This window comes from Pelagibius sp. Alg239-R121, assembly GCF_947331435.1.
Classification (GTDB): domain Bacteria; phylum Pseudomonadota; class Alphaproteobacteria; order Kiloniellales; family Kiloniellaceae; genus Denitrobaculum.
The window spans coordinates 624382-650271 of the sequence record NZ_CAMZOF010000002.1; the positions used below are offsets into that span (position 1 = coordinate 624382).

Here is a 25890-nt window from a genome sequence, read left to right on the forward strand (position 1 = left end):
CCACCTAAATCGGAATGTTGTCGTGTTTCTTTTCGGGCAGACTCTGTTTCTTGGTCTTTAAGGACTCGAAAGCACGAACCACCCGCCGGCGCGTGGAGTGCGGCATGATCACCTCGTCGATGAAACCGCGTTGCGCTGCGATGAAGGGATTGGCGAAACGGTCTTCGTATTCCTTCGTGCGTTGCGCGATCTTGTCAGGATCGCCGAGTTCGGAACGGTAGAGAATCTCGGTCGCGCCCTTGGCGCCCATGACTGCAATCTGTGCGGTCGGCCAGGCATAGTTGACGTCGGCGCGAATATGTTTGGAGGCCATGACGTCATAGGCACCGCCATAGGCCTTGCGCGTAATCACCGTGACCTTCGGCACCGTCGCTTCGGCGTAGGCAAAGAGCAGCTTTGCGCCGTGCTTGATGATTCCGCCATATTCCTGCCCGACACCCGGCAGGAAGCCCGGGACATCGACTAAGGTGAGCAGCGGAATGTTAAAGGCGTCGCAGAAGCGCACGAAGCGCCCGGCCTTTTTCGAGCTGTCGATATCAAGGCAACCGGCCAGCACCATGGGCTGGTTTGCGACCACCCCCACCGTCGAGCCGTTCAGCCGGATGAAACCGCAAAGAATGTTACCGGCGTGCGCCTGTTGAACCTCGAAGAACTCGCCCTCGTCCGCGATCTTCGCGATAACCTCGTGCATGTCGTAAGGCTTATTGGCGTTGTCCGGGATGATGGTATCGAGCGACGTTTCCAGCCGCTCCGGATCGTCAGCTGTCGGCAGAACCGGTGGCGCTTCGCGAAAGGAGAGCGGCAGAAAATCGAAGAGACGCCGGATCTCGAGCAAAGCTTCCAGGTCGTTTTCGAAGGCGCCGTCGGCAACCGAGGACTTCTTGGTATGGGTTGAGGCGCCGCCCAGTTCTTCGGCCGTAACGATTTCGTTCGTGACCGTTTTGACCACATCGGGACCGGTCACAAACATGTAGCTGGTGTCCTTCACCATGTAGATGAAGTCGGTCATGGCAGGCGAATAGACGGCTCCCCCCGCGCAGGGCCCCATAATCACCGAAATCTGCGGGATCACGCCGGAGGCCTGAACGTTGCGCCAGAAAACCTCGGCATAGCCGCCCAGAGACGCAACACCTTCCTGGATGCGCGCGCCGCCGGAATCGTTCAGTCCGATAATGGGGACGCCGTTCTGGACGGCAAGATCCATCACCTTACAGATCTTTTCGGCATGGGTTTCTGACAGGGAGCCGCCGAGAACCGTAAAGTCCTGGCTAAAAACATAAACCGGACGGCCATTGATCGTGCCCCAACCGGTCACCACACCATCGCCCGGAATTTCAACCTCACCCATCCCGAAGTCGCTGCAGCGATGGGTTTTGTACATGTCGTATTCTTCGAAGGAACCTTCGTCGAGCAGAACTTCGAGCCGTTCGCGCGCCGTCAGCTTTCCCTTGGCATGTTGGGCATCGATCCGGCGCTGACCACCACCCAGCCAGGCCTGTTCGCGACGCCTCTCAAGCTGTTCAAGGATCTCCTGCATCAGCCAATCCCCCGCGCCTTAAGGAACCGCCAGGCCGCTGGAAACACGGCGGCTGCCAGGGCAGCTTTCGTCAGATCGCCCAACACGAAGGGATAAAGCCCCCACTCTAGGATTGGTTTGTCCCAACCGAAGAGAGACCCAAGCCAAAGGAGACCGGGGAGATAGAGAACGACACCCCCAACCAAGGCGGCCGCAAAGGCGCCAAAGACATTCCTGTCCCATCCGCGCTTCGCCAGCAGTCCTGCCGCAAAGGCGGCAAAGAGATAGCCGAGCAAGTAACCACCGGTTGGGCCGGCCATATAGGCAAGACCGATGCCCTTTTCAGGGGTGCCGGCAAAAACCGGAAGTCCAAATGCTCCCTGCATCAGATAAAGCCCCACGGCAGCCAAGCCCAATGTTGGACCCAGAGCCAAACCCAGACCGATCACGACAAAGGTCTGCAAGGTCAGCGGAACCGGGTAAAAGGGAATCGAAACCTTCGCCGACAGCGTCAGGAGCAACGACCCGACAATAGCAATACCGACGTTCCGGAGCATCGATTCGTCAAAATTCTTCGAAAGCGCTGCATGCAATGTCACTTTATCTCTCCATATCTTGGAAACATGCCGGGTCTTGGTAACCTGGGCTGCTGTTTACACCTCCTACCGATCTAATATCAGGGTTGAAAATGTGGCGTTGCTAATTTATTAATGTTGCAACTAATTATTTGCAAAAAAGCGAACAATGCGTGCAAGAAAGCTTTTTGTCGGGCGCCAGATTAAAGAGATTCGGCAAGCAAACACCCTGACCCAGGCAGCCTTCGCCGATCGGCTTGGCATCTCAACAAGCTACCTGAACCAGCTCGAAAACAATCAACGCCACATCACCGCGCCGGTCCTGCTTTCGCTTGCCGAAGCCTTTACAATCGATATTTCAAGCTTGTCGGAACATGACGACGACCGTTTGATTGCCGATATGGCTGAGGCCGTGGCCGATCCACTCCTCGGCGGCCAGCAACCCACCAAACAAGACCTAAAGGTCGTGGTCCAGAACGCCCCGACCATGGCGCGGGCTTTTCTTTCCATGCATCAGGCCCTGCGCCGCGCCGGCGAACAGCTGGCGGAGCTGGACGAGACTCTGGAGCGTTCCGGCGCCTTGAACGAGCCGACACCCTACGAGGAAGTGCGGGATTTCTTTCACTATCGCGACAACTACATCCACGACCTGGATCTGGCAGCCGAAAAGCTCGCTAACGAACTCGCGGGCGGCTCGCGCAACCGGGTTCGTGTACTCGCCGATTATGTGGAACGGCGCCATCGGGTGCGGGTTGTGATCGGCAACGATACCGATGCGCCTGGTGCGATCCGGCGCTACGACCCGACAGGCCGGGTTTTGACACTCAACCCGACCGTCACACCTTCAACTCACGCCTTTCAGATTGCCCATCAGATCGCAATCCTGGAGCACAGTCGGATCATCGATTCAATTGTGGAAACCGCCGAGTTCCGGTCCCAGGATGCCGCTCCCGTCTGCCGTATTGGCCTCGCAAACTACTTCGCCGGAAGTGCCTTGCTGCCCTATGAAACCTTCGCCGGCGCAGCGCGTGAACTCAAACACGATCTCGATCTTCTGGGTGACAGATTCGGCGCCAGCCACGAACAGGTCGCACATCGCCTGAGCACACTGCAAAGACCGGGGCAAAAGGGCGTGCCGTTTTTCTTCGCCCGGGTCGACCAGGCCGGCACCATCACCAAACGCCACAGCGCGACCAAGCTGCAGTTCGCGCGCTTCGGTTCGGCCTGCCCGCTCTGGAATGTTCATCGGGCATTCGAAACCCCAACGCGGATTATCCGGCAACTGGCCGAAACGCCCGATGGCATGCGCTATCTCTGTCTCGCCATGGCGGTGACCAAGCGTGGCGGCGGTTTCCGCGATCCCGCTCAGCGCTACGCCCTTGCATTGGGCTGCGAGATCAAACATGCCTCGGAATTGGTCTATGCGGACGATCTCGACCTTGAACGCGAGCAAGCCTTCGAGCCCATCGGGATCTCCTGCCGCATCTGCGAGCGCCGAGGATGCCACCAGCGGGCCGTTCCACCCTTAAAGCGCGCGCTGGAAGTCGATCCCAACGTCCGGAATACGATTCCCTACGCCTTTCGCTGAACATCCAGCCGCTTGTTAAACCTTGTTGATCGCGCGCCACACTTTCTCGGGCGTCGCCGGCATATCGATATGCCGTACGCCATCAGACTGCAGGGCGTTGCAAATCGCATTGATAGTCGCCGCGGGACCGGCGATGGCTGCTGCTTCGCCGCAACCTTTGGCTCCGACGGGATTGGTGCTGCAGATGGTTTCGAAGGAATGAAATTCGACGGCAGGCAGATCGGATGCGCGTGGCATGGCGTAATCCATGAAGGATCCGGTTAGAAGCTGGCCGGTTTCCTTGTCATAGCGGCATTCCTCCATGCAGGCCTGACCAATCGCCTGCGCTGCCCCGCCATGAATCTGGCCCTCCACGATCATCGGATTGACGACCCTCCCGAAGTCATCGATCGCCAAATAGCGCTCAATGAATACGCGGCCGGTGTCCCGGTCCACCTCCAGCTCGACGAGATGGCATCCGTACGGAAAAGTGAAGGCTTCCGGATCGTAATAGGTCACTTCTTCCAGGCCCGGCTCCAGATCTTCCGGAAAGTTCACCGGCGCATAGGCCCGGCCCGCAACCTCGACAAAGGTCGCAGTCCGATTTGTAGGGCGGGCCTTGAAGATTCCGTCTTCAAGATCGACCTCGGAAGGTTCCGCGTCGAGCATACGCGCAGCAATGCGCTTCATTTTCGCGACGACTTTGCGCGTCGAGCCCAAAATGGCGCTTCCGCCCACCGCAAGAGATCTGGATCCGTAGGTACCGATTCCATAGGGCACCTTGTCCGTATCGCCATGGACGATCTCTATGAGAGAGGGGTCAAGCCCGGTCTCTTCGGCAACAAGCTGCGCAAACGCCGTTTCGTGCCCCTGGCCGTGGGAATGGCTGCCGGTCAGAACGGTGATGCCGCCTGTCGGGCTCACCCGGACAGTGGAAACTTCATACTGCCCGCCACCGCAACCCTGCTCGATCAGCATTTCGGACGGTCCCATGCCGCAGGCTTCCATATAGAAGGCGATCCCAAGACCGCGCGCCCGCCCGCGTGCTCGGGATTGTTGTTTCCGCTCGGCAATCCCCGGCAGGTCCGCCGCTTCTTGGCAAGAGTTGAGCACGCGAGGCAGATCACCCGAATCATAGGTCCAGAGAAAGGGCGTTTCGTAGGGAATCTGTGGCGGAGTTATCAGATTTTTCTGCCTGATCTCGAAGGGATCCATTCCGAGCTTTTCGGCGGCGCACTCAACAATCCTCTCGAGAACATAGGTCGCTTCGGGCCGTCCCGCGCCGCGGTAGGCGTCGACAGAGGTGGTATTTGTAAACGCACCGCGGACGTGGACATAAACGTCGCGCAGTGCATAGGGACCGGGGAGGGGATTGCCATAAAAGAAAGTTGGGATGGCCGGTGCGAAGGTCGAAAGATACGCTCCCATGTTGGCGATGGTCTCGACCTTGAGCGCCAAGAATCTTCCATCTCCGTCAAGCCCAAGCGCAACCTTCGTCACATGATCCCGGGCGTAGGTATCGACAAGAAAAGCCTCGGACCTGCTCGCGATCCAACGCACCGGACGGCCGGTTCGTTTCGAGGCGATCAGAACCAGGACTTCTTCGTTGTAGTGATAGATCTTCATCCCGAAGCCACCACCAACATCGGGCGAGATCACGCGGATCTTCTCCTCGGGGACCTTCAGGGTGCTGGCCGAGAGCATCACTCTGATTGGGTGCGGGTTTTGATTCGAGGTATAGAGCGTATAGTGATCGCGCCCCCTGTCGTAGATGCCAACCGTTCCCCGGGTTTCCATTGGGCTCGCATTGACCCGGTTTTGTACAAGGTCAAGCTCTACAACATGCGGCGCACTCTGTAAGAGATCTGCAATGCGCGCCTCATTACCCAGCTCCCAGTCGAAACACTGATTGTTCGAAAGACCGGAATGCACAACGGGCGCCTGAGGTTTCAGGCAAGTTGCAAGGTCCGTTTGGCTGGGCAGGACCGAATAGTCGATTTCGATCATTTCGGCCGCTGCTTCGGCTGCTTCAGCTGTTTTCGCGACAACGGCTACAACCGGATCACCAACATGCAGAGCCCGCCCTGTAACCAGAACCGGGTGTTCCGGGGCAGCCATTGGCGTGCCGTCCCGGCTGTTCACCGGCCAGGCGCAAGGCAAACCGCCAATGCCGGCCGCCGACAGCTCTTTTCCAGTAAAAATATCCAGAACGCCCGGCTGCTGCAGGGCACGATCTATACGGATTGCTCCGATTTCCGCGCAGGCATGGGGCGAGCGCACGATGTGAAGACACACGATGCCCGATAACTTGTCGGCAACATCGGCGACATAGTTACCCGCCCCGGTGACAAACCTGGCATCTTCTTTCCGACGAAGAGGTTTACCGATCCACTCGCTCATACCCAGCCCCTCCTCGTCGTCTAGCGCAATTGTCTAACGCTTGTCGCGTTTGACCAGGCGCCATGCCAACGGCATCGCAATGGCGGCCAGAAGGAGTTTTGCGGCATCGCCCGGGAGGAACGGCAGGAGACCCCAGTCCAGAACGGGTTTATCCCAGCCGACGATTGTTCCGAGCCAAAGAAGGCCAAGCAGATAGATCAGAGCATTGCCGATAAACATTGCGGCAGCGGTTTTGAGGATCGAGCGGTCCCAACCTCTCTCCGCAAGCCAACCAACGGCAACGGCAGCGACGAGGAACCCGGCCAGATATCCACCGGTCGGGCCGACCATGTAAGCCAGACCAATCCCTTTCTCGGGTGTTCCCGCAAAGACCGGCAGACCGGCAGCGCCTTCGGCGAGATACAAAAGTATCGTCGCCGCCCCCAAGCGCCAGCCATAGGCCATGCCGATCGCGAGAACGACAAGGGTCTGCATGGTCATGGGCACCGGAAAGAAGGGCACCTGAATTTTGGCCGAGATCCAGAGCGCCGCACTGCCGAAAACCGCAAGAACGATGTTGCGAACGGCCGCTTTGTCGCGATCCCATAGCGTATCGACAAGGGTGGGATGAGAAACCGTAGATGTAAGCATTTACCTCTCCTGTACCTTCAGTATCGCCCGTCTGCTGCGTCTTAACTCAGCGCGGCACGGATTTGATCGAGTGTCTGCGCGCGGCTTCGTCTGGCAGCCAATGCCGTATGCATGTTGACCTTGACGAATTTGGTTTCCGTGTGTGGCTGAAGCTGTCCGATGAAATCCATGTCTGCAGAGATCACGGTACCCAGCATGAAATAGCCGCCGCCCGAAACCGCATCCCGGTGGAGTACGATGGGCTCGGCACCGCTCGGCACCTGTATGGAACCGTAGGGATAACAGGCGTCCGTGATATTCGACGGGTCTGATCCCGCGCCAAATGGCGGTTCGCGATCGACGAACTCCAACGCGCGGCCGCCCTGAAAACGATACCCCATCCGGTCCGCCTCCGGTGCGACCTTCCAACTGTCCGTAAAGAAATTACGCCCAGAAGCCTCCGTGATCCGGTGCCAATAAAGCCCCGGTAGCACACGAAGCTCCGCAGGATTTCCAGGGGCTCGTCGAAGATCAGCGGGCAGGCTTCGCCCTTCCGCTGTAGCCTCGTCCTGGGGCCCAAGCGGCAAGGCGTCACCGGGCTGGATGGCACGGCCACCGACACCCCCAAGCGCGCCAATGGCATAGGTTGATCGGCTGCCCAACGCTGGCGGCGTTGCGATTCCGCCAGAAATCGCGATGTAGGCACGTGCTCCGGCACGCAGGTAATCGAAGGAAAGCACCTGTCCCGATTTGACTCTAAAGGATGTCCAGGTTTCTCGCGGTTCGCCGTCGAGCTTGGGCGGCAGCTCACCGCCGGTGACGGCGACCGTCGCATCCTCGGTGAACTCCAATTCCGGTCCCATAAAGACCGCCTCGAGGGCTGCGGCATTCTCCCCATTGCCGACCAGCAGGTTGGCAGCACGCAATGCCAGGCGATCCATTGCACCACCGATTGGGATACCGAGGTGGTAGTAGCCGGGCCGGCCGAGATCCTGAATCGTCGTGGCGAGCCCCGCTGTGTTGACTTTAACCGGCATAGAGCGCCTCCTCGAGCTTGGCGTTGGTTCCGTCGATATCCTTGTTAAAATCATCAAGCGAAAAGACGACGTCGCGCATCCGCGGCATGAACTTACCGGCCTCGACATCGGCGACAGCCTGGTCATAGGCCTCGCGGTCGATCGGCTTCCACTTCACGATATCGCCGGGCTTGAAGAGCACCATGAAGTCCTTGAGGTAATTGACTTCCTGATTCGGATCATAGATCGGCATGGGTGTAATGCCGAACATCTGGTAGCCGCCGGCCCCACGCACCGAATAGATGCAGGAAAAGCACCCGCCGTAACCGACCGTCAACTTCGGTGTATCGGTCCGTGGACGCAGGTACTTGGGCACCTGAATCTGCCGCGGTCGATCAACCATCTGATAGAGAAATGGCAGGCCTGAGACGAACCCCACCATCGAGACGAACCAGGGCGCACCGGCATGGGCGGCGATGAAGTCCTCGACCGTATTAAAGTCGTTGATCCGGGCGGCGAATTCGATGTCTGAGGCGTCCGGGTCTTGATGACGTTCTCGAAAACGCATCAAGGTCTCGTGGGTCCAGGGATCCTGATAGTAGACCGGGATCTCGATGATGCGGGTATTGAGGACCGCTTCCGCCTGATCCGCCCCTTCTTCGAGACGCTTCAATTCGGTCATGAGATCGTCGGGGTGGATCGCATCCGGATCAAACTTGATTTGGAAGGAAGCATTGGCGGGGCAGATCTCCGTCACGCCCTTGATTGCGGACTCGCGAACCGCATTGGTCATCGAAAGGCTTTTAAAGAAGGCTTCCAGCGACATCGCTTCATCGACTTCGACGAAAATGTGTTCGTCGCCGCCAAAGGTGTATCTCGAAGTCATGATGCAGCGTCTCCTTCCGCAAGAGTGAGTGGTTTGCTTAGCTTTTCGGCGTTGGTTTCCAGCCAGGGCTCGAGCCAGCGGGTATGAACCTGCCCCCGCAAGAGTTCTTCGTCCTCAGCCAAAGCCAGGAAGAGTGGCGTCGTGGTTTTCAGTCCATCGGTCTGGAGCTCGGAAGCTGCACGCTTCAACCTCGCGATGGCATGTTCCCGGGTCTCTCCCGAAACAATCAGCTTGCCCAAAAGAGAGTCGTAGAATGGCGGGATCTGATATCCGGAGTAGAGCATGTGATCGAAACGAACGCCCGGTCCGCCGGGTACACGCAGATCCGCGACAACGCCTGGAAAGGGCATGAAGCCGTTTGCCGGATCTTCGGCATTGATCCGGACCTCGATGGCATGCCCTGAGATCGAAATATCGGACTGTCGAAGAGAAAGCGGTTCGCCGGCCGCTATCCGGATCATTTCAGCCACCAGATCGATCCCGGTTATCTGTTCGGTAACCGGATGTTCGACTTGGATTCGGGTATTCATCTCGATGAAGTAAAATGCACCTGTGACATCGTCATAGAGATACTCGATCGTCCCCGCGCCACGATAATCGACGGACTTGGCCAGAGCGACGGCTGAGGCACAGAGCTGTTCGCGCGTATCTGGCGCCAATACGGCTGCGGGGGCCTCTTCCCAAACCTTTTGGCGGCGGCGCTGTAGTGAGCATTCGCGCTCAAAACAATGGACGAACCGCTGGCCGTCACCAAGGATCTGCACCTCGATGTGGCGGGCGCGTTCGATAACCTTCTCAAGATAGAGTCCGCCATCGCCAAAAGCCGCTTTCGCCTCCGCGGCGGCTTGCGATGCCAGCTGTTCGAATTCCACGGCGGTCTCGGCCACTCTGATACCTCGTCCCCCACCACCCGCCGTTGCCTTGATCATGACCGGGAATCCGATTGCTTCGGCAATCGCACGCGCCTCGCTCAAATCTTCAAGCAGTCCATCACTGCCCGGCACAGTCGGAACTCCGGCATTCTTGGCAGCTCTGCGCGCCGTCGCCTTGTCACCCATCGCCCGGATGGTATCGCCACTGGGACCGACGAAGGCCACGCCAGCCGCTTCGACGGCATCCGCAAATTCGGCATTCTCGGCCAGAAAGCCGTAACCCGGGTGGATGGCGTCGGCGCCCGACTGACGGGCTGCCTCTAGAATCGCGTCGACTTTAAGATAGGATTTCGCCGCCTGCGGCGGACCGATTTCGACAGCCTCATCTGCCAACTCCACCGCGAGAGACTGCGCGTCAGCTGAGCTGTAGACCTGGACAGTCCGAATCCCGAGATCGCGCGCAGCGCGAATAATTCGCACTGCAATTTCCCCGCGATTGGCAATCAGGAGCTTGTTGATTGGCATTGATCTGCTCGCTCCTTAAGTTTCGACCTCGACAAGAACCTGACCGGGAGAGATCGGATCCTCGTTCTCGGCAAGGAAGGCTTTCACCACGCCGTCAACATCGGATCTGATTTCGTGAAACGACTTCATGACTTCGACGAGGCCGATGACATCGCCCTTGGCAACCTGATCGCCCGGCTCCTTGTAGGCAGGCTGATCCGGAGCGGGTTTGCGATAAAAAGTGCCCGGTAGCGGGGTCCGAATTTCCGAGGTAGGCATGGTTTCCTCCATTGCGCCTTGTTCTAAGCGACAAGGTATTTGTGGATATCAGGCCGCCAGATGCGGCGACAGAGCGGCGCGAACGGCCTGGACGACATCGACCGCGTTGGGCGTGTCGGAATGACAGCAGATTGTTTCGGCGCGCACCGCAACGTCTTTTCCACCCGTACTCCGAACGAGGCCATCGGTGACGGCACGAACGGCTTTGCTTGCCGCCAGCTCCGGCGGCACGGCATCGTGCTCGCGCGTGATCAGCAGATTTCCGTCATCGTCATAATCCAGATCCGCAAAAAACTCCGCCCTGAACTCCAATCCCCGCGCGCTGTAGATCTCTTCATGCAGAGTCCCCGCCAGTCCGAAAATCGGTACGCGAAAATGCTCGCCGACATCAGCGATCGCATGGGCAATGTGTTCCTGCCGCGCCGCCATCCCATAGAGTACGCCGTGCGGCTTAAGGTGGCTGAGAGGAACATCGGCCATATCAAGAAAAGCCTTCAAAGCGCCGATCTGATAGGCAACGATGTTCGCCATCTCCTCTCGGCCGATCTTCATTTCCCGGCGGCCAAAGCCTGGCAAATCCGGAAGGGAGAAATGTGCCCCCACCTTGACGCCATGGCGTTTTGCAAGCTCGACCGTGCTGCGCATATGGTTCGGGTCGGATGCATGGAACCCACAGGCTACGTTCGCCTCGGTCACAAAGGGCATGATCCCTTCATCGTCCCCCATCTTATAGAGGCCAAAGCTCTCACCCATGTCGCAGTTGATATCGACCGTCACACCGGTTTCTCCTTAATCTAGTCTTTCAGTGAAGCGACAAAACGCAGCCGGATCTGATCGGCGATCACGGCAAGAATAAGCAGCGCGCCGAGAACGACAGTCTGCAGATAGGATTCGATCCGGGCGAGATTCATTCCGTTCTGAACAATCCCGATAAACAATGCGCCGAGGACAACGTTTTCCAGCCGCCCGACACCACCGCGAAGGCTGACACCTGCGATCACACAGGCGGCAATCGATTCCAGAGGCATCGACGCGCCAATATTGGCCTCGCCGGTATCGAGGCGGGCCGTCAGCAACATCCCCGAGATAGCCGCTAGCATTGCGCAAAGGACGTAGGTCCAAAAGAGCGTCAGCCGCGTATTGATGCCCGACAGGCCTGCTGCCTTGATATTGCCGCCGACGGCATAAAAGTAGCGCCCGAACGGCGTCCAATTCAGGAACAGATACAGCGCAACGAGAATGACGGCCGCTACGTAGAGAGGCGTTGGAATTCCCAAGAGGGTCCCGAAACCAAAGCTGTCGCCGAATTCCTGCGGCATGCCGTAGACCGGCACACCACCCGTGAGATAAAGCGCAACCCCAAAGCCAATCGACGCCATACCCAGCGACATCATGAAGGGCGATACGTTGAAGACGGCAACGCCGATGCCGTTGCACACGCCAATGAGGCTGCCTGCGGCTACGCCCGCCAAACAGCCAAGCAGAATGGCCAACCATACGGCATCCGGCATCGCCGCGTAGGCGCTCGCCATAGTCAAGGCGCCAACCACCGAAGTCAGTGCCAGAACCGTTCCAACAGAAAGATCGAAGCCGCCCGTCAGCAGCGCGAACATCTGGCCCAACGACACGATGGTCAGATAGACCGACTGCCGCATGACATTCATGAGGTTCCGTCCGGTCAGAAAGTTGTCCGAAATGAGGGCGAAAACGATCACCGCGATCGCGAGAAGAAATGGCAGGATTCCCAAGCGGACGAAAAGCCGCTTCAGGACGATCACGAAACCTTTGGTTTCTTTTGCTGCCGCATCGGTCTGGCTCGCCATCATGCCGCCTCCCGTTCAAAGAAGTGAGAGAGCACATTGGCCTCGGTAATTTCGTTGCCGGCGAGCTCTGCCTGAATCCGTCCCCGGTAGAAGACATAGGCCCGGTTGCTCAGATGCAGAATCTCCGGCAAATCGGATGAGATCAGAAGAACGGCAGCGCCGCCCTCGCAAAGCTCAGCGATGAAGGCATAGATAGCCGCCCGCGTTCCAACATCCACGCCGACGGTCGGCTCGTCGAAAACGATGAGATCGAAGTCCCGGGTCAGGCTGCGTGCCAGCATCACCTTTTGCTGGTTACCGCCGGAAAAATGCTCAACCGCGCGCTCTACACGCTTGGGCGACAGATTCAATCGGTCAGCCAGATCGCCTGCCGTCCTTGTCTCGGCCCTCTTGTCGAGGACCCAACCGTTGGAAAACGGGCGGGTCGTCAAGGAAGCTAGGCTCATATTTTCACGCGCCGACCGCATCATCATCAGGCCATCGGTACGACGGTCCGACGGCAGGTAGAGAAACCCGCTGTCCAGCATGCTCTGCGTCGTCGCACCGGTGACATCTGTCCCCTTGAAGGTAACCGATCCGGCCGAAAGCCTGCGGGCACCGAAGCAAGCCTGTGCAAATTTGGATTTACCCGAACCCACCAGTCCCGCGAAACCGACAATTTCCCCACGCCGGACGCTGGCCGATGCGCCACGAACCGAGCCTTCCGAAGTGTGCAGATCTTCGACCTGCAAAATGACTTCACCCGGCGCATAGGAGACATCTGGAAAGATCTGGCCGACAACACGCCCGGTCATCAGCCGAACAAGCTTGTCCTCTGAAGTCGTCCCGGCATCGACAGTGTCAATGAAGCGGCCGTCACGCAGCACCGTGATCCGATCCCCGATCTGCCGGATTTCAGCCATGCGGTGCGTGATGTAGATAATCCCAACACCCTGCTCTTTCAGCCGGCCGATCAATCGGAAAAGCTGTTCCGTCTCGTGATTGGTCAGAGAAGCCGTCGGCTCGTCAAGAATCAGCACAGAGAGATCTGAGCGGAAAGCCTTGGCGATTTCCACCATCTGCTGCTCAGCGCGCGTCAGATGATCAACACGCCGGCCCGGCGACAATTGGAAGTCCAGATCGTTGAGCACTTCCTGGGCACGGTCCCGAAGCACGCCCTTTTGGAGGAATCCAAAGCGGGTCTGTTCCGCGCCCAGAAACAAGTTCTCAGCCACCGTCATCTGCGGGATAAGCGAGAACTCCTGAAAGACCGCGCTGATTCCCAGACTGCGGGCCTGATGGACTGAGGACAATCGAACCGCGTTCCCGTTAAAGCGAATCTCCCCGCCGCTGGGTGTGTTGGCGCCAGCAATCAATGAGATCAGGGTGGACTTTCCGGCACCGTTCTCACCGAAGAGAACATGCACTTCACCGGCACGCAGCTCGAAATCGACATCATCCAGGGCTTTCACACCAGGATAGTCTTTGGAAATCTTGAGGGTTTCGAGGAGCGGACGCGCGTCACCATTACGCGCGTCCTCCTCGAGGTGCAGGGAAGGCATCACCCCGGCTCCTTCTTCTACGCGGTCAATCAATCGACGCGGAAGATTGGCTTGAAGCCCTTCGGCGCGAGCGTCGAAGAAGTATCGAAGTCGGCAAGATTATCCTGCTTCACGACGAACAGCGCAGGACCGACGTGCTTCTCGTAGCTCTCGCCCTCCAGAATGCGAACCGCCTGATCGATCGCGATCCGGCCCTGGACCACGGTTGAATCTGTTGGCGCCGCCATGATCTGCCCGCGGCGGATACCCTGATCAACACCGGGGGTGTAGTAGTAGGAAACAACCTTGATCTGATCGGTCAGGCCCCGCGCCCGCAGAATCGGAATCGCCGCTTCCGCAGTTACCGCCGTTCCAACCACGTAGGACAGATCCGGATGGGCCTCAAGCGTATCCTCGACCAGCTTGGCCTGCGCTTCCTTTCCGGTATCACCATACCTGGTCTCGACAAGATCAATACCACTGCCTTTGATGGCACTGGCGAACCCGCTGTTGCCGGCTTCAACCCAGCCAGCCCCCGCGGGACCAGGAAACCAGGCCGTCTTGACCTTCGCACCGCCGGCGGGATGAAGCTCCGCCAGGAACGCGCCCGCCTTCTGACCCATTTCACCGAACGACACGAGAGATTTGGCCGAGAGCTCCGGCGACGACATGCCATTGATGACGTCGATGACCGGAATGCCTTTTGCGCGGGTTTCCTTGACGATGTTGTTCAGTCCGTCGAAGGATATGGCACCAATGACCACGGCATCGGCGCCTGCCGCGACACAGTCTTCGATCTGCGAAATCTGATTGTTCAGTTCGGTGTATCCGCCCGCTTCCACGAGCTGCATCTTGACCCCAAGACGCTTGGCTTCTTCAGCGACACCGTAGTTCACGCCGAGCCAGTAGGCGTCCTTCATGTGCGGGAAGGAGACGCAGATCTCCCAGGACTTGGAAGCCTTCGCGAGCGGCGAGTAATCTGTCGTCGAACGCGGGCTTTCCATGTTGAACGGAGGGTCCCAGACTTCGACCGGATATGGAAACCATTCCTCGGCCTGAGCGGACCCGGTTGTCATCGTGGCCGCGATAGCCGCCGTCCCCAGCAATGCCAGCACTGAACGTTGCATGTTGTTTTCTCCCTGTTGAATGTGACAGCGCCCGCTCGCTCGGTTTCCCTGTTGGTCCAGGTGTTGATCCGATCGTCGCAAGAGGCGGCTGTCTCCCGTGTCCGAGAATGATAGGAAGAACGACAGTGTATTGTGAAATACGATTTTAAATTAAATTATATCTGTTTTTTTGATTCATACTGACGTATGCCATTGCATCATGAGCACAAAGAAAGACCAACGGTGGCGTCAGTCAGCTTACCTCTCGCATTACTTAAGCTATATAACCTGGGGTTAGATACCAGCTTCAAACAGGCCTTATCGACCCAAACAACTTCCCTCCGGGGGAAATTGCTGGGCAGTGGATTGAATCGAATTTTTTGATATCGAGAATCGGAAATATAGATGGAACCATCTCTTCGGCAAATACGATATTTCATTGCGACAGCAAATGCCGGCCAGGTATCGCGCGCGGCCATTGATATCAACGTCTCGCAATCGGCCGTCACTTCGGCGATCAAGTCACTGGAGGAAATTATTGGCGCCCCGCTGTTTGAGCGGCATCCCGGCGGCGTCAAGCTGACTTACGAAGGCAACCTTTTTCTCGATCACGCCCGGCACATCATCGCAACGGTTGAAGAAGCGGTCCGCCTGCCTCGCCGCATCCGGGAAGACATCCGCGGCAGCTTCAATCTCGCAGTCAGCTATACGGTCGCAGGTTATTTTCTGCCGGCACATCTGGCTCGCTTTTCCCGCGGTTTCCCGAACATCGAAGTCAACCTGACCGAGGCTGATCGCGGCGATATCGAGGAAGGCTTGATCTCCGGCGGGTTCGATCTCGCCGTGATGCTCACCTCGAATATCATCAATCAGGAAGACCTTTCCTACGACCCCCTTCTGCGGTCGCGCCGCCGGCTCTGGCTGGATGCTCATCATCACTTTCTCACCCGCCCCAACGTCTCTCTGCAGGATATTTCAGCAGAGCCCTACATCATGCTGACGGTAGACGAAGCGAGCAACACGGCACAAAGGTACTGGAATCGCAGCCCGTACCGGCCCGATACGATCTTCCGCACCTCGTCAGTGGAAGCGGTTCGCAGCATGGTCGCGAACGGGATGGGCGTTGCCGTTCTCTCCGACATGGTCTACCGGCCCTGGTCTCTGGAAGGCCGGCGCGTGGAAGTCATGCCCGTTCAAGACAACATACCCACGATGGATGTTGGACTGGCCTGGTCGAACTCCGCAGAGCAGAGCGAAGCAGTGCGCGCATTCGTCGAGTTCATGCATCTGGCGATGGGCGCGGAACAACCCTTCAATCGGGACCGTACATAACCGGCGATGTGACCTTCACTTCCGCATCGTACAAAAGAGCAGACTGTCAGGCGACGCTTAAGCAGAAAGAGCGGCCAACGGCAGCGCTAGGCATCACGCCTCTCGTCATCCGCATCTTCATCGAGCATCCGATGCAGAATCGTTTTCCAATTACTGCGAAGGCCATCGTAGTATTCGGCATCATTGCGCACGATAGTCTGGACGCCCATGCCGCGCATCAAACAAAGCGTCGTGTTGAGGAGGATCTGAACCTTATGTGGTGAGGTCTTGCGGTAAGTGAAGAATTGCGACCAAATCTCGTTCAGAGATTTATGAAAGTTCAAGCTGACCGGAATGACCGCCTCGCGCAGCTTCTCGTCGGTGCGCGCGCTAGACAGGAAATCGATGGTGATCATGAACAGCCGGCCTGAAAACCGACTCCAGAGGTAATCAACGAAATCGTCGATAGTCAGTTTCTTATGAGCGTAATCGTCGGCAATCCCGCGCAAGTCAGTGATTTCAGCCTCCAACAAACTCTCGACGGCTGAGCCGATCAGCACCTCCTTGGTAGGAAAGTGATGCAGCATCGCGCCTCGGGAAACACCGGCACGACTGGCGATTTCCGTTGTCGAGGCGTTCTGATACCCGAGCTCGTGGATGGAATCGAGTGTCGCTGTCAGAATTCTCTCACGCATGCGCGCAGAGCGAGCTTCCTGCTTGCTCAACTTAACGGGTGCATTCATCTTTGATCTTTCTTGGAAGGTATCTCTAATCGCCGCCCAAAGTACCACGTCCGTGATCAGGCTCGAAACTCATCGGATCCCTATTTTTGGCACCCCTGATTTCCCCAACCTTAATCTCCCAACCGATCGGAGCGGCTCAGATGACCGCGGCGATCGCTGTGGAGTCTGCTCCACAGAGTTGAGGCCTCAATCGGTGTCAACAATCACGAATAACTGCATTCTCAAGTCTGCGAATCCTGCTGACCCTCGTTCTTTCAAAGTGCGTTACGAAAGATGACACCGTCCTTAGCGACGAATTTCAGATAACGGTCGGGCTCCTGCAGAACGGTGATGTCGGAAAGCGGGTCGCCTTCGACGGCAATGAGATCGGCGCGGGCTCCCGGCACGACCTCGCCGATTTCTCCCTCCAACTGGAATAACTCAGCCGCGTTCACGGTAGCCGATCGGATGATCTCGGCCGGAGTCTGAAAGGCACTGCGAATCTTAAACTCGAGCAACTGGTGCCTGTGCATCGGTCCCAAAAGGTCGGTCCCGAAGACCATCTTCACACCCCGCGAATGAGCGTGTGCGTGAGTCTTATGTCCTGCCTCAACGATTTCGAACACCTTGTCGCACATATGCTTGGGCATTCCGCCGGCGACACCTTCCGCACCGAGCACCTCGTGCGTCGACATGGTCGGCACCAGAAAAGCTTTCTTCTCCAATAGGAGGTCGATCGTCGAATCGTCGATGAGGTTACCGTGTTCGATCGAGCGAACCCCGCATTCCAACGCGCGATTGGCGGCGCGGGCAGTGTAGACATGCGCGGCAACATAGGTTTCCGCCGCTTCTGCTTCCTCGACGGCTGCGATAATTTCCTCGCGTGCGAACTGAGTGTTTCCAATACGGTCTGTCGGCGAGGACACACCGCCGGACGCCATAATCTTGATGAAATGCGCTCCCTTGCGCAGCTCCTCCCGGCAAGCTTTACGGACCTCCGGCACGCCGTCCGCTACCCGGCCAAGACCAGCGCAACAAGTACTGGCTTCCCAGTCCTCTCCCTTATCGCGCATGTCTGCATGGCCGCCGGTCTGCGAAATCGCATGACCGCTGAATAGAACACGCGGACCAATCAGATAACCTTCCTCGACGGCCTGCACCAGGCCATGGTCGGCGCCACCGCAATCCCGGACTGTTGTGAAGCCGCGCATCAGCATGCCCGATAAAATCTGACCTGCGCGTGCGGTCACATACATGGGCGACCAGCGCATCAGGTCAGGAAAACTTGCTGTCGCCGCGACGACATGAACATGCGCATCGCAAAGACCTGGCATCAATGTGGCCCCATCAAGATCGACAACATCTTCACCTTGGGACACGGGGGAAGATGATACCTCCCGAATGCGGCCACCTTCGATGTAAAGGTTCGTCGCACCGGTCAGCTTACCCGCGCGCACGTCGAGAAGATTTGCATTGTTCAAAGTCAGGCTTCTCGGAGTCTGTGTCATCTTATGAGATTCTCGTTTCATGATTTGATGAGTGTTCGGATGGGTACTGCACCAGAAGAGGTGTCAGCAAAGCTGCAAGTATGCTTCCGGCCTGCAGATGGCCGTCATGATAGTATCCCGATTGGTGAGTGAGGTTTATCGTTCCCAAGGTCTCACCGGAGAGCCGCATCGGTAGGTTCAGGGCCGATTCCAGGCCCATTCCGATAATCGTCTCGTGATCGGGATAAGCCCAACGGACAGCGTCCGCATCCGGGCCAACAAAGGGTTTCCCGCGCTTGAGGACCAATTCGCCCCAGGGCGTCGGCCCCATGGGCTTAGTTCCACCGACCGGGTAGGCATCAGGTTTGTTGGTATAGAGCCGTGCGACTTCGCCGCGTTCCTCAACGTAACGAAGCACCGTAAACATACGGTGTCCGATGACTTCGCCAAAAACCGCATCAGCCTGCGCCCAGACCTCATCGATGCGACGAACGTTAGCCACGGCTTCGGCCAGACTTGCCATCGAACCGAGGAAATCCCCTGAGCCGCTCGTTGTTGTTGCAATCTTGGTCTCAGTCATCGTCCAGTCACCTGTTCGGGAAGCCAAAGGGCGATTTGCGGAAAAGCCGTTAACAGGATCACACCAAGGCAAAGCAGCAAAAAGAACGGAAAGGCAGCCTTCGCGATCTGTCCAATCGACATCTTGGTCAGGCCCTGAAGCACAAAGAGGTTGAAACCGACCGGCGGCGTAATGGTGGCCAGTTCGACCATCAGGATCAGGAAAATTCCAAACCACAGAGGATCAAAGCCGGCCTGCAAGATAAGAGGGAGTGTGATAGGCAGAGTCATAACCGTGATCGAGATACCTTCCAGGCAGAGTCCTAAGAGAATGTAGAACAGCGAAAGCATCGCGATGAGCGCGTAGGGCGACAGCTCAAGACCAGCAATCAGCGCCGCGACGCTTTGCGGCAAGTGCAGATAGCCCATGGTGGTGGACAAAAGAGCGGCGGCTAGAACCAGCGAAACCACCATGGCCGACATCTTCACCGCGCTCATCAGAGACTCGGTGAAGAGCCGGAAGTTCAACTGGCCGATCACTGCCGTCATGATCAGGGTAGCTGCAACGCCGATGGCCGCCGCCTCGGAGGGCGTCGCAAGCCCCGAATAAATCGACCCCAGGACGATGAAGACGAGTAAGAGCACGGGCATCAGATTGCCGAAGTCGCGCCAGGCGACAGGTCGCATGCGTTCAACCGGCGCGTCCGCCGCGATCGCGGGTATCACAGACGTGCGTACCGCGATAAAGGTAGAATAGAGCGCCGCGATCATCAGTCCGGGCAGAATGCCAGCGGTGAAAAGCGCGATGATCGATACCTCGGCCAGGATTCCGTATACGATCATGACGATGGAAGGCGGGATCAGCAGTCCAAGACTTCCGGCGCCCGCCAGCGATCCCACAGCGATAGTCTGATCGTAGTGGCGACGGGACAGCTCCTCCAGAGAGATTTTTCCAACCGTGACGGTCGTTGCTGTGCTCGACCCGCTGACCGCCGCAAAGAGCGTGCAGCCGATTATATTGGTGTGTAGCAGGCGACCCGGAATCCGATCAACCATTGGTGCTAAGCCGCTGAACAACCGATTCGAGATATCTGTGCGGAAAATGATGTCGCCCATCCAGATGAACATCGGAATCGCCGCGAGTTCCCAGGCGCTCGCGCTACGCAGCAGGATACGCGCGGTAATCGAGCCGATTTTGTCGACATGGAATCCCAGAACAAAAAGCTGCACGGTCACGGCTACCATGATAAGCCCCACGAAGACCCAGATACCGATACCCAGATAGAAGAAGATCAGAAGCAGGACCACAATGCCGGCGCCGAGTTCGGTCATGACAGCCCTCTCACAGTTCTTCCTGTGCATCGAGGATCGGCGCCCCGCGCGCGTAGCGCAGCGTGAGCAGAAGAAACTGCAGCACCAGAATCACAATTCCCAGAAGCAAGGTGAATTCGGGAATCCACAGCGGGACTTCTGCCACGGAATTACTCACGGTCCCGCGCAGGAAATCGCGCAGGAACAACTTGCCGAAATAGAACGCGATCACAGAGAACAGAATGGTGCCGAGCGCGCAGGACAACACTTCAATAACTCGCCTTGGAACAGACCCGACGTTGGCCAGCACAAGATTTACCCTGATGAAGACATTATCCTTCAAGGCTGCGGCAAAGGATAGGAACGTCATGGTGGCAACGCCGTAGCCGATAAATTCATCGAGGACATAAGTCGAAGACGCGAAGGCGCTGCGCAGAAGGATCTCGTAGAGAATCAGGACCACCATAGCGACGAGGATGCAACAGGCACCTGTAGCAGCGACCCGGGCAAGATTGTCGATCAAGCGGCCTAACATCGCTTCCCCATTTTTCCATTCACTACAGCAGACTGTTCCACAAGCCTTTGTTCCGGCGCAGCCACGATCCGCGCCGGGGCGGCTTCACCGAAGCTCACCCAGTCGAGAATCAGCAACAAGATAGCGCTGCTTAGTTGTTGGTGCGCTTCCTGTATTCGGCGATGATGGAAGCCCCGCGATCGCCGGTTTTCGCCAGCCACTCGTCCAGAACCGCGCCACCGGCTTTCCCCAGGTCCTGCAGGAAATTATCGCTGAGCTCAGTCGCAATAATACCGCCTTCGCCCTTGAGGATATCGTAGTTCCTTTGGGTGCGCCCGACGACCTCCGCCCAATTCCGGGCCGAGGCCTCATCAGCCGCCGCCATGACCGCGGCCTGCAACTCAGGCGACAACGCGTCGTAAGTTTCCATGTTCATGTGAACGAAGTTGAGCGGTACCGCGTAGTTGATTTCGGTAAAATGAGGCGTGTGTTGAACGAACTTTTGAGTGACCCCACCTTCGGCCGATGTAAGGACCGCAGAAATGCCACCGGTCGCCAGCTGAGGCACCACATCCGCCCAGGCGAGTTGGATTGGTGCGGCGCCGATGGCCTTGAACGTCTTGGTTCCACTTGGATCGTAGGTCCGGATTTTCACCGCATCGAGATCCGCGGCGGATCCGATGGCCTTTTTCGCCCAGATTCCAGACGCCGGCCAAGGCGAGGCGTAGAGAACTTTCTGCCCGCCTGCTTCGAAGATCTTTTCATATTCCGGCATGGCAACGTCCATCAGGACGCGGGCATCGTCGACTGTCTTGGCAAGGAATGGCAGAGATGAAAGCAGCATGAATGGGTCGATCCCACCCAAAAAGTTACCGGGCGTATCGGCAATCTCGACCGCACCGTCACTCACGGCATCAAAATGGTCTTTCGATTTGTATCCGAGTGCGCCACCGGTATGGACGGTGACTTTGATTTCGCCGTTGGTAAGCTTGGCGATGGCGTCCGCGAAGACGACATTGCCTTCGCCGTGAATACTGGTCGCCCCGTAAGCATTGGCGAGATTCCAGTTTTCGGCGGCGCCGACAGTTCCAGCGCTCAGCAAAAATCCGACGGATGTCAGTACGGCCCCCATGAGCCGGGCCCGGCGACGGCTTATCATACTCTCAAACTGAGTGTTCATTGCCCCTCTCCCTGATTTGCGCCCGGTCTGCCGGACATTCTTCATATTTGAGTTTAAATTCTGCATATTTATAAAAAAACAGTCAATACTGTTTCTTTTTTTGATTTACTTTTGCATTACCTTCAATCAACATAATAATTATAAATAACAACACTTTAGCTCGATATTTCTTTGACTTGCCGACGATGCGCCAGCTTGAACCGAGGGGCGGTTTTGGACAATCAGCCCTTTCCCGCGAGCTTTTTTAAACGATCGATCTCGGTAAAGGCCTGTTTGAAGGCTTTGTCGTATCTGCTTTTACGTTGCGATGATTTCGCGGTCCGGTCTTTTACCGCCGCTGCAGTCTTGGCCAGAATCTTGGTGCTTCCGGGAATCGCGGTCCGTACCTGCTTGATTAAGGCTTTGTCGGCGAGGCGATCTGTCGTAGCCTTATCCGAAGCTCCGCTACGCTCGAATTGTTCTTCCAGCATCTGCGCGGCAAGTTCCATGCGCAGCTTCGTCTCGTCCAAAGCCCCGTCCAGATCTGCCGTCGTCTTGGTAACACGCTCGGTCGTTGCCAAGCCCACATCCGACGGGACGATAATGACTCTGCCGGTACGAAATGCCTTTTTGTCCGATAGGCTGGGATTGGCACGTAAGAGCGCGCGCTCTGCGCGGCGCTGGGCGTCAGTATTGTTGCGCCCTTCGATCACATAGACACGTTGGGCAAGGGTCGAGATGCTCTTTTCACGTCCCAGTTTTGCAACGGCGGCTGCCATAGTCGGTCTCCTCGCTTCGCAAGCTAATTGTTTTTGAGGTTAAGCGTTGCAAACGCCGGATTTAAACCAGTTGGGATGACTTCAATCGAACCCGTCGTAATGTTTCCGACCGGTGCTGCCGCGCCCGACCGGCCGATGCTGAGCAGCATCGATATCGAATCACTTTGATGCCGGACAACGTTGCTGCTGGCCGTGATACGCGGCGCACCGATCAGAACGACCGCACGCACACCTCCGCCGGCATCCTGCTCACATTGGTTCTGATTAAAGGAAACCGCAGAAGCCGCTGAATCGACAATTGAGATCATAGCGCGAAGCAGGCGGGCCGCGTGATGGACCTGATTGTTCTGCACCATTATTTGACTCCGACGCGCGCGCGCAATGGCAAGGAAGTCGGCACGGGAGAAAGCAAAGACCTCGCCACCCACGGCAGCAAATCCCAAATCGTCCGATGCGACCCTCGGCACAGCGGCCAGAAAGCCCTGCGGCGATGGCGTTGATCCGATATTGGGATCGATCTCATCGGCAATTCCCAAGGGACCGACTTCGATCGCCATCCAGCCAGTCGAGTTATCGCTGCGTGCGGCCACACCATTGATCCGGTTTGACTGAATCGAAAGCTGCGCAACAGGTGGCCGGGCCATGATCGCGGCCGCGCGAACGTCGGCGCGGTCGGGGCCGATCAGAGAGAAGACGTTACTGTCGATCGCAACGCTCCCCACGCCTTGCACTGCGACCCCTGCCATTGACGTGCCTTCAGGTGCATTCTGCCCGATGGCCCTGATACTATTGCCAATAATCTGACCCGTCGCAACGCGGGTTAAGATCACGGCGCCAGTGCCGTCCTGGTTGATTGATTCGCCGATTTCTTCGATGACGTTATTATCGACGGCGATATGCCTTATGATGGCATCCGGTGCGGTCAGAATGCCCGCCGTGCCACATCGGCGAATGACGTTACGCTTGATCAGCAGAGCACCGTGACGCCCTTCGATACTGATCCCCGTAGCAGCGAGATCTCCGATCCTGTTGCCGATGATCTGGGCATCGGTCTCGGCATCGGGCGCAACATTGGGAATCAGACGAACGCCGCTACCGTTCTGCGGCCCACCGCTGATCTCATTGTCCTGCAAACGCAGGTCGGACAGTCCGAGGACCGCCGCGTCCCCGTTCGAGAAAATCGTGTTGTCATCAAGCGCCGTCGCTCCAATGGGCGGCTCGTACCAATTGATCTGCACACCGCGGTCCGCGCCGAAGAACAGATTCCGGGTGGCCGTGACGCCTGCAACGTTGAACGCGGTGCCGCTGAAGCGCATGGCCGCACGCATGCCAAACAAGATATTGTCGAGGGCACGAAACTCTGCAACAGCGAGATAACCCGGCCCCTCATTGTCGGGATCCAGCGCCGAAAAAGAACCCAGCGCAATGGGTGCCAGCACAAGGCATTCTTCGATCTTGGATCCGATCGCGACACCCTCTATGGCAATGCCATGATCCTGACGCGCTTCGCCGAGAGCACCGACCAATACAGCCAGGCGCCGAAGCGCGAGAAAGGCTGTATTGGTTGCCGTGATCCCGTTCGCGAACAGCAAATTGCCTGCAGCGTCCTCACCATCCGGCGCGACCAGAACACTCAAGCGTTCGATCTGCACATCAACGGACCCGGTGACGGCGATCGCAGAATCGTTGCCCTGATAAAGTATCAGCGTGGCAAGGCCCTGCCCGCGCAGGGTGATGGCCGTGCGAGACGTAATGTTGATCTGTTCATTGATCGTATAGGCGCCGCCGTCCAGACAGACGGTACCACCCTCGGGCCCGATCTGATCGATGGCGGCCTGGATGGTCAGCTGACCGGAATTATGGCCCTCAGGTGTAACGCAGACCGTGCAGCCACAGCTTTCGCCGACTTCACCGATTTCCGGCGGCCAGAAGACACGGCAATCCTGCACTGAGTTCGGGAAGGTCACAACTGCCAGACGGCAATAGTGACGTTGGACCGATTGCGGTGGTGCGTTACGCAGTTCTTCGATCTGTGTCCCGGCGGTCCGGGCGGCAAAGCTCCAGCAATCCATTTCCCTGAAGCCGCCAGGTCCCGCAGCGGTTGAGAAGGAGACGGTTACGCCCGATTCCAACATGATCGCCGTACCATCAGACGGGACTGGAATCAGCCCGTCCGAGCCGGGTGCATCCAGATCAACCCACTCCGTACCGTCTGCAAGCCGGACCACACCACGCTGATCCCAGCGGATGATGCGGCTGCGGCGGGTCTCAACCGTGTCGCCAGGAGCTCCCGAGGGAACGAGGTTGGCATTGATGGTGCCTTCCAGTTCAATCTCACGGGTTTCCTCGTTGACCAGTGCAACGCGAAGCATCTGACCTGAATGGTGATCAAGCTCCCGGCGGTCGTCCGTGATCTCAACCCAGTCGCCCGCCCGGAAGCGCAGGATTTCATCGCGACCGATCCGCCGCACCGTGATCCGGTCGGCAGGATTGGCGAAGGTTTCTATTGCGGCCGCGACCGAACCGTTTTCACGCGAGAACTTGAAGCGCGCGTCTTCCTGCGTATCACCTACGCTGTGCAGCTTGGCGCAGTAGAACTGGTTCTCAATCCCGATGTAGCCGTCGGTCGGCGGGACAAGGCAGGGGTTTTCGGGGTCTTCTACATCCACCGTATCGGTCGTCAGACGCGCCGTAGAGGGCGCAATCGTATTGATCCAGCCTTCCAGCTGATCGTCTTCCGTCGCGCAGGTCGCATTCGGACCTACATTCGGTAAGACACGGACCTGCCAAACCGTCTGCCAGCGTGTCGTGGTATCGATGCCACCCAGCGCCGGCTCCAATAGTTCGGGTTGTTCAAGTGGCGTGACCTCGCGGTGCCAGGCAACGACATAGACCAAATGCGGCCCGGCGCCAGTCGGTAGAGATTCGACATCCGGCCAGTAGGGCTGGCGATCATAAGGCAGGAAATCGCCTGTTTCTTGCGAAATCAGCTCGTCGAGCACCCCCTCAGGTCCGTCTGTCCCTTCGCGGGCCCGATCAAATACGGGATCGGCGAAATCGTCGTCGCCTGAGCCTGGATAATTCGCGGCCCCATGGCACTCTAGAAGCATTCCATCGAGGTATTTCCGGCCCCGCCCGATTTCCAGTCCTCCGCCAGCGGCAATCCTAATCTGAAAACCCAGAATGGTTTCACGCGGAACCACAGCCCGGCCGATGGTATCGATTGTGCCGGTGCGGATGCGGCGCTCGAAGATCTCGACCATTTCGTTCCAGTCGGAATCGAGAACCGCGCGGCCCTGTTGGAGAAACACCCCGGCGTAGTCCCGAAGGGCATCGAAACTGTCTCTGCTATAGTCGCCGCTCATAGGGTCGCCCC

The 25890-nt window shown here is 57.8% G+C and carries 22 protein-coding genes; 2 read left to right on the forward strand and 20 right to left on the reverse strand.

The genetic code is table 11. The annotated features are described in order from the left end of the window. Nucleotides 1-4: 4 nt before the first annotated feature. On the reverse strand, nt 5-1537 hold the full coding sequence (locus QMZ18_RS10065) for an acyl-CoA carboxylase subunit beta (RefSeq protein ID WP_282606148.1): 1533 nt from the start codon (nt 1535-1537) through the stop codon (nt 5-7). Next, nucleotides 1537-2115, reverse strand: a complete 579-nt coding sequence (locus tag QMZ18_RS10070; protein WP_282606149.1) for a biotin transporter BioY — start codon at nt 2113-2115, stop codon at nt 1537-1539. Before QMZ18_RS10070 ends, QMZ18_RS10065 begins: the two co-directional genes overlap by 1 nt. Nucleotides 2116-2260: 145 nt before the next feature. Between QMZ18_RS10070 and QMZ18_RS10075 the strand changes: the two genes are divergently transcribed. After that, on the forward strand, nt 2261-3679 hold the full coding sequence (locus QMZ18_RS10075; protein WP_282606150.1) for a short-chain fatty acyl-CoA regulator family protein: 1419 nt from the start codon (nt 2261-2263) through the stop codon (nt 3677-3679). Between the two features lie 15 nt (nt 3680-3694). Here QMZ18_RS10075 and QMZ18_RS10080 read toward each other — a convergent pair whose 3' ends face one another. The 10 genes from QMZ18_RS10080 to torT are packed head-to-tail and all read right to left on the reverse strand — an operon-like array spanning nt 3695 to nt 14694. Then, entirely contained in the window at nt 3695-6058 is a 2364-nt protein-coding gene (locus QMZ18_RS10080) for a xanthine dehydrogenase family protein molybdopterin-binding subunit (RefSeq protein WP_282606151.1), read from the reverse strand. Nucleotides 6059-6091: 33 nt separating this feature from the next. After that, nucleotides 6092-6688 carry a biotin transporter BioY gene (locus tag QMZ18_RS10085; RefSeq protein ID WP_282606152.1) on the reverse strand — a complete coding sequence of 199 codons (597 nt, stop codon included), beginning with the start codon at nt 6686-6688 and terminating at the stop codon, nt 6092-6094. 41 nt (nt 6689-6729) lie between these two features. After that, complete coding sequence (locus QMZ18_RS10090; protein ID WP_282606153.1) at nt 6730-7704, reverse strand: biotin-dependent carboxyltransferase family protein; 975 nt, start codon at nt 7702-7704, stop codon at nt 6730-6732. After that, nucleotides 7694-8569, reverse strand: a complete 876-nt coding sequence (locus QMZ18_RS10095; RefSeq protein ID WP_282606154.1) for an allophanate hydrolase subunit 1 — start codon at nt 8567-8569, stop codon at nt 7694-7696. Before QMZ18_RS10095 ends, QMZ18_RS10090 begins: the two co-directional genes overlap by 11 nt. After that, nucleotides 8566-9966, reverse strand: coding sequence for an acetyl-CoA carboxylase biotin carboxylase subunit (locus QMZ18_RS10100; RefSeq protein ID WP_282606155.1), 1401 nt, complete (start codon nt 9964-9966; stop codon nt 8566-8568). The genes QMZ18_RS10095 and QMZ18_RS10100 overlap by 4 nt, the downstream gene beginning before the upstream one ends. A gap of 15 nt (nt 9967-9981) precedes the next feature. After that, the gene (locus QMZ18_RS10105; protein ID WP_282606156.1) at nt 9982-10224 is read right to left on the reverse strand and encodes an acetyl-CoA carboxylase; all 243 of its coding nucleotides are present in this window, start codon (nt 10222-10224) and stop codon (nt 9982-9984) included. Between the two features lie 48 nt (nt 10225-10272). Further along, nucleotides 10273-11001, reverse strand: coding sequence for a LamB/YcsF family protein (locus QMZ18_RS10110; RefSeq protein ID WP_282606157.1), 729 nt, complete (start codon nt 10999-11001; stop codon nt 10273-10275). 17 nt (nt 11002-11018) lie between these two features. After that, the gene (locus QMZ18_RS10115; RefSeq protein WP_282606158.1) at nt 11019-12050 is read right to left on the reverse strand and encodes an ABC transporter permease; all 1032 of its coding nucleotides are present in this window, start codon (nt 12048-12050) and stop codon (nt 11019-11021) included. After that, entirely contained in the window at nt 12047-13588 is a 1542-nt protein-coding gene (locus QMZ18_RS10120; RefSeq protein ID WP_282606159.1) for a sugar ABC transporter ATP-binding protein, read from the reverse strand. Before QMZ18_RS10120 ends, QMZ18_RS10115 begins: the two co-directional genes overlap by 4 nt. 29 nt (nt 13589-13617) lie before the next feature. After that, nucleotides 13618-14694, reverse strand: coding sequence for a TMAO reductase system periplasmic protein TorT (gene torT, locus QMZ18_RS10125; protein ID WP_282606160.1), 1077 nt, complete (start codon nt 14692-14694; stop codon nt 13618-13620). Between the two features lie 384 nt (nt 14695-15078). Between torT and QMZ18_RS10130 the strand changes: the two genes are divergently transcribed. Then, a complete protein-coding gene (locus QMZ18_RS10130) occupies nt 15079-16005 on the forward strand; it encodes a LysR family transcriptional regulator (RefSeq protein WP_282606161.1) in 927 nt (308 codons plus the stop codon). Nucleotides 16006-16091: 86 nt separating this feature from the next. Here the strand turns inward: QMZ18_RS10130 and QMZ18_RS10135 are convergent, their stop codons facing one another. The 8 genes from QMZ18_RS10135 to QMZ18_RS10170 all read right to left on the reverse strand — a co-directional run bounded on the left by QMZ18_RS10135 (nt 16092) and on the right by QMZ18_RS10170 (nt 25879). Further along, on the reverse strand, nt 16092-16727 hold the full coding sequence (locus QMZ18_RS10135; protein ID WP_282606162.1) for a TetR/AcrR family transcriptional regulator: 636 nt from the start codon (nt 16725-16727) through the stop codon (nt 16092-16094). Nucleotides 16728-16981: 254 nt separating this feature from the next. Beyond that, the gene (locus tag QMZ18_RS10140; RefSeq protein WP_282606163.1) at nt 16982-18214 is read right to left on the reverse strand and encodes an amidohydrolase family protein; all 1233 of its coding nucleotides are present in this window, start codon (nt 18212-18214) and stop codon (nt 16982-16984) included. Nucleotide 18215: 1 nt separating this feature from the next. Beyond that, the gene (locus QMZ18_RS10145; RefSeq protein ID WP_282606164.1) at nt 18216-18773 is read right to left on the reverse strand and encodes a GAF domain-containing protein; all 558 of its coding nucleotides are present in this window, start codon (nt 18771-18773) and stop codon (nt 18216-18218) included. Then, a complete protein-coding gene (locus QMZ18_RS10150) occupies nt 18770-20083 on the reverse strand; it encodes a TRAP transporter large permease (RefSeq protein ID WP_282606165.1) in 1314 nt (437 codons plus the stop codon). The genes QMZ18_RS10145 and QMZ18_RS10150 overlap by 4 nt, the downstream gene beginning before the upstream one ends. Before the next feature lie 10 nt (nt 20084-20093). Then, on the reverse strand, nt 20094-20597 hold the full coding sequence (locus tag QMZ18_RS10155) for a TRAP transporter small permease (RefSeq protein WP_282606166.1): 504 nt from the start codon (nt 20595-20597) through the stop codon (nt 20094-20096). 130 nt (nt 20598-20727) lie between these two features. Continuing rightward, nucleotides 20728-21756, reverse strand: a complete 1029-nt coding sequence (locus QMZ18_RS10160) for a TRAP transporter substrate-binding protein (protein ID WP_282606167.1) — start codon at nt 21754-21756, stop codon at nt 20728-20730. A 221-nt stretch (nt 21757-21977) separates the two neighbouring features. Then, entirely contained in the window at nt 21978-22514 is a 537-nt protein-coding gene (locus QMZ18_RS10165) for a hypothetical protein (RefSeq protein ID WP_282606168.1), read from the reverse strand. A 23-nt stretch (nt 22515-22537) separates the two neighbouring features. Beyond that, nucleotides 22538-25879, reverse strand: coding sequence for a DUF6519 domain-containing protein (locus QMZ18_RS10170; protein ID WP_282606169.1), 3342 nt, complete (start codon nt 25877-25879; stop codon nt 22538-22540). Between the last annotated feature and the right edge of the window lie 11 nt (nt 25880-25890).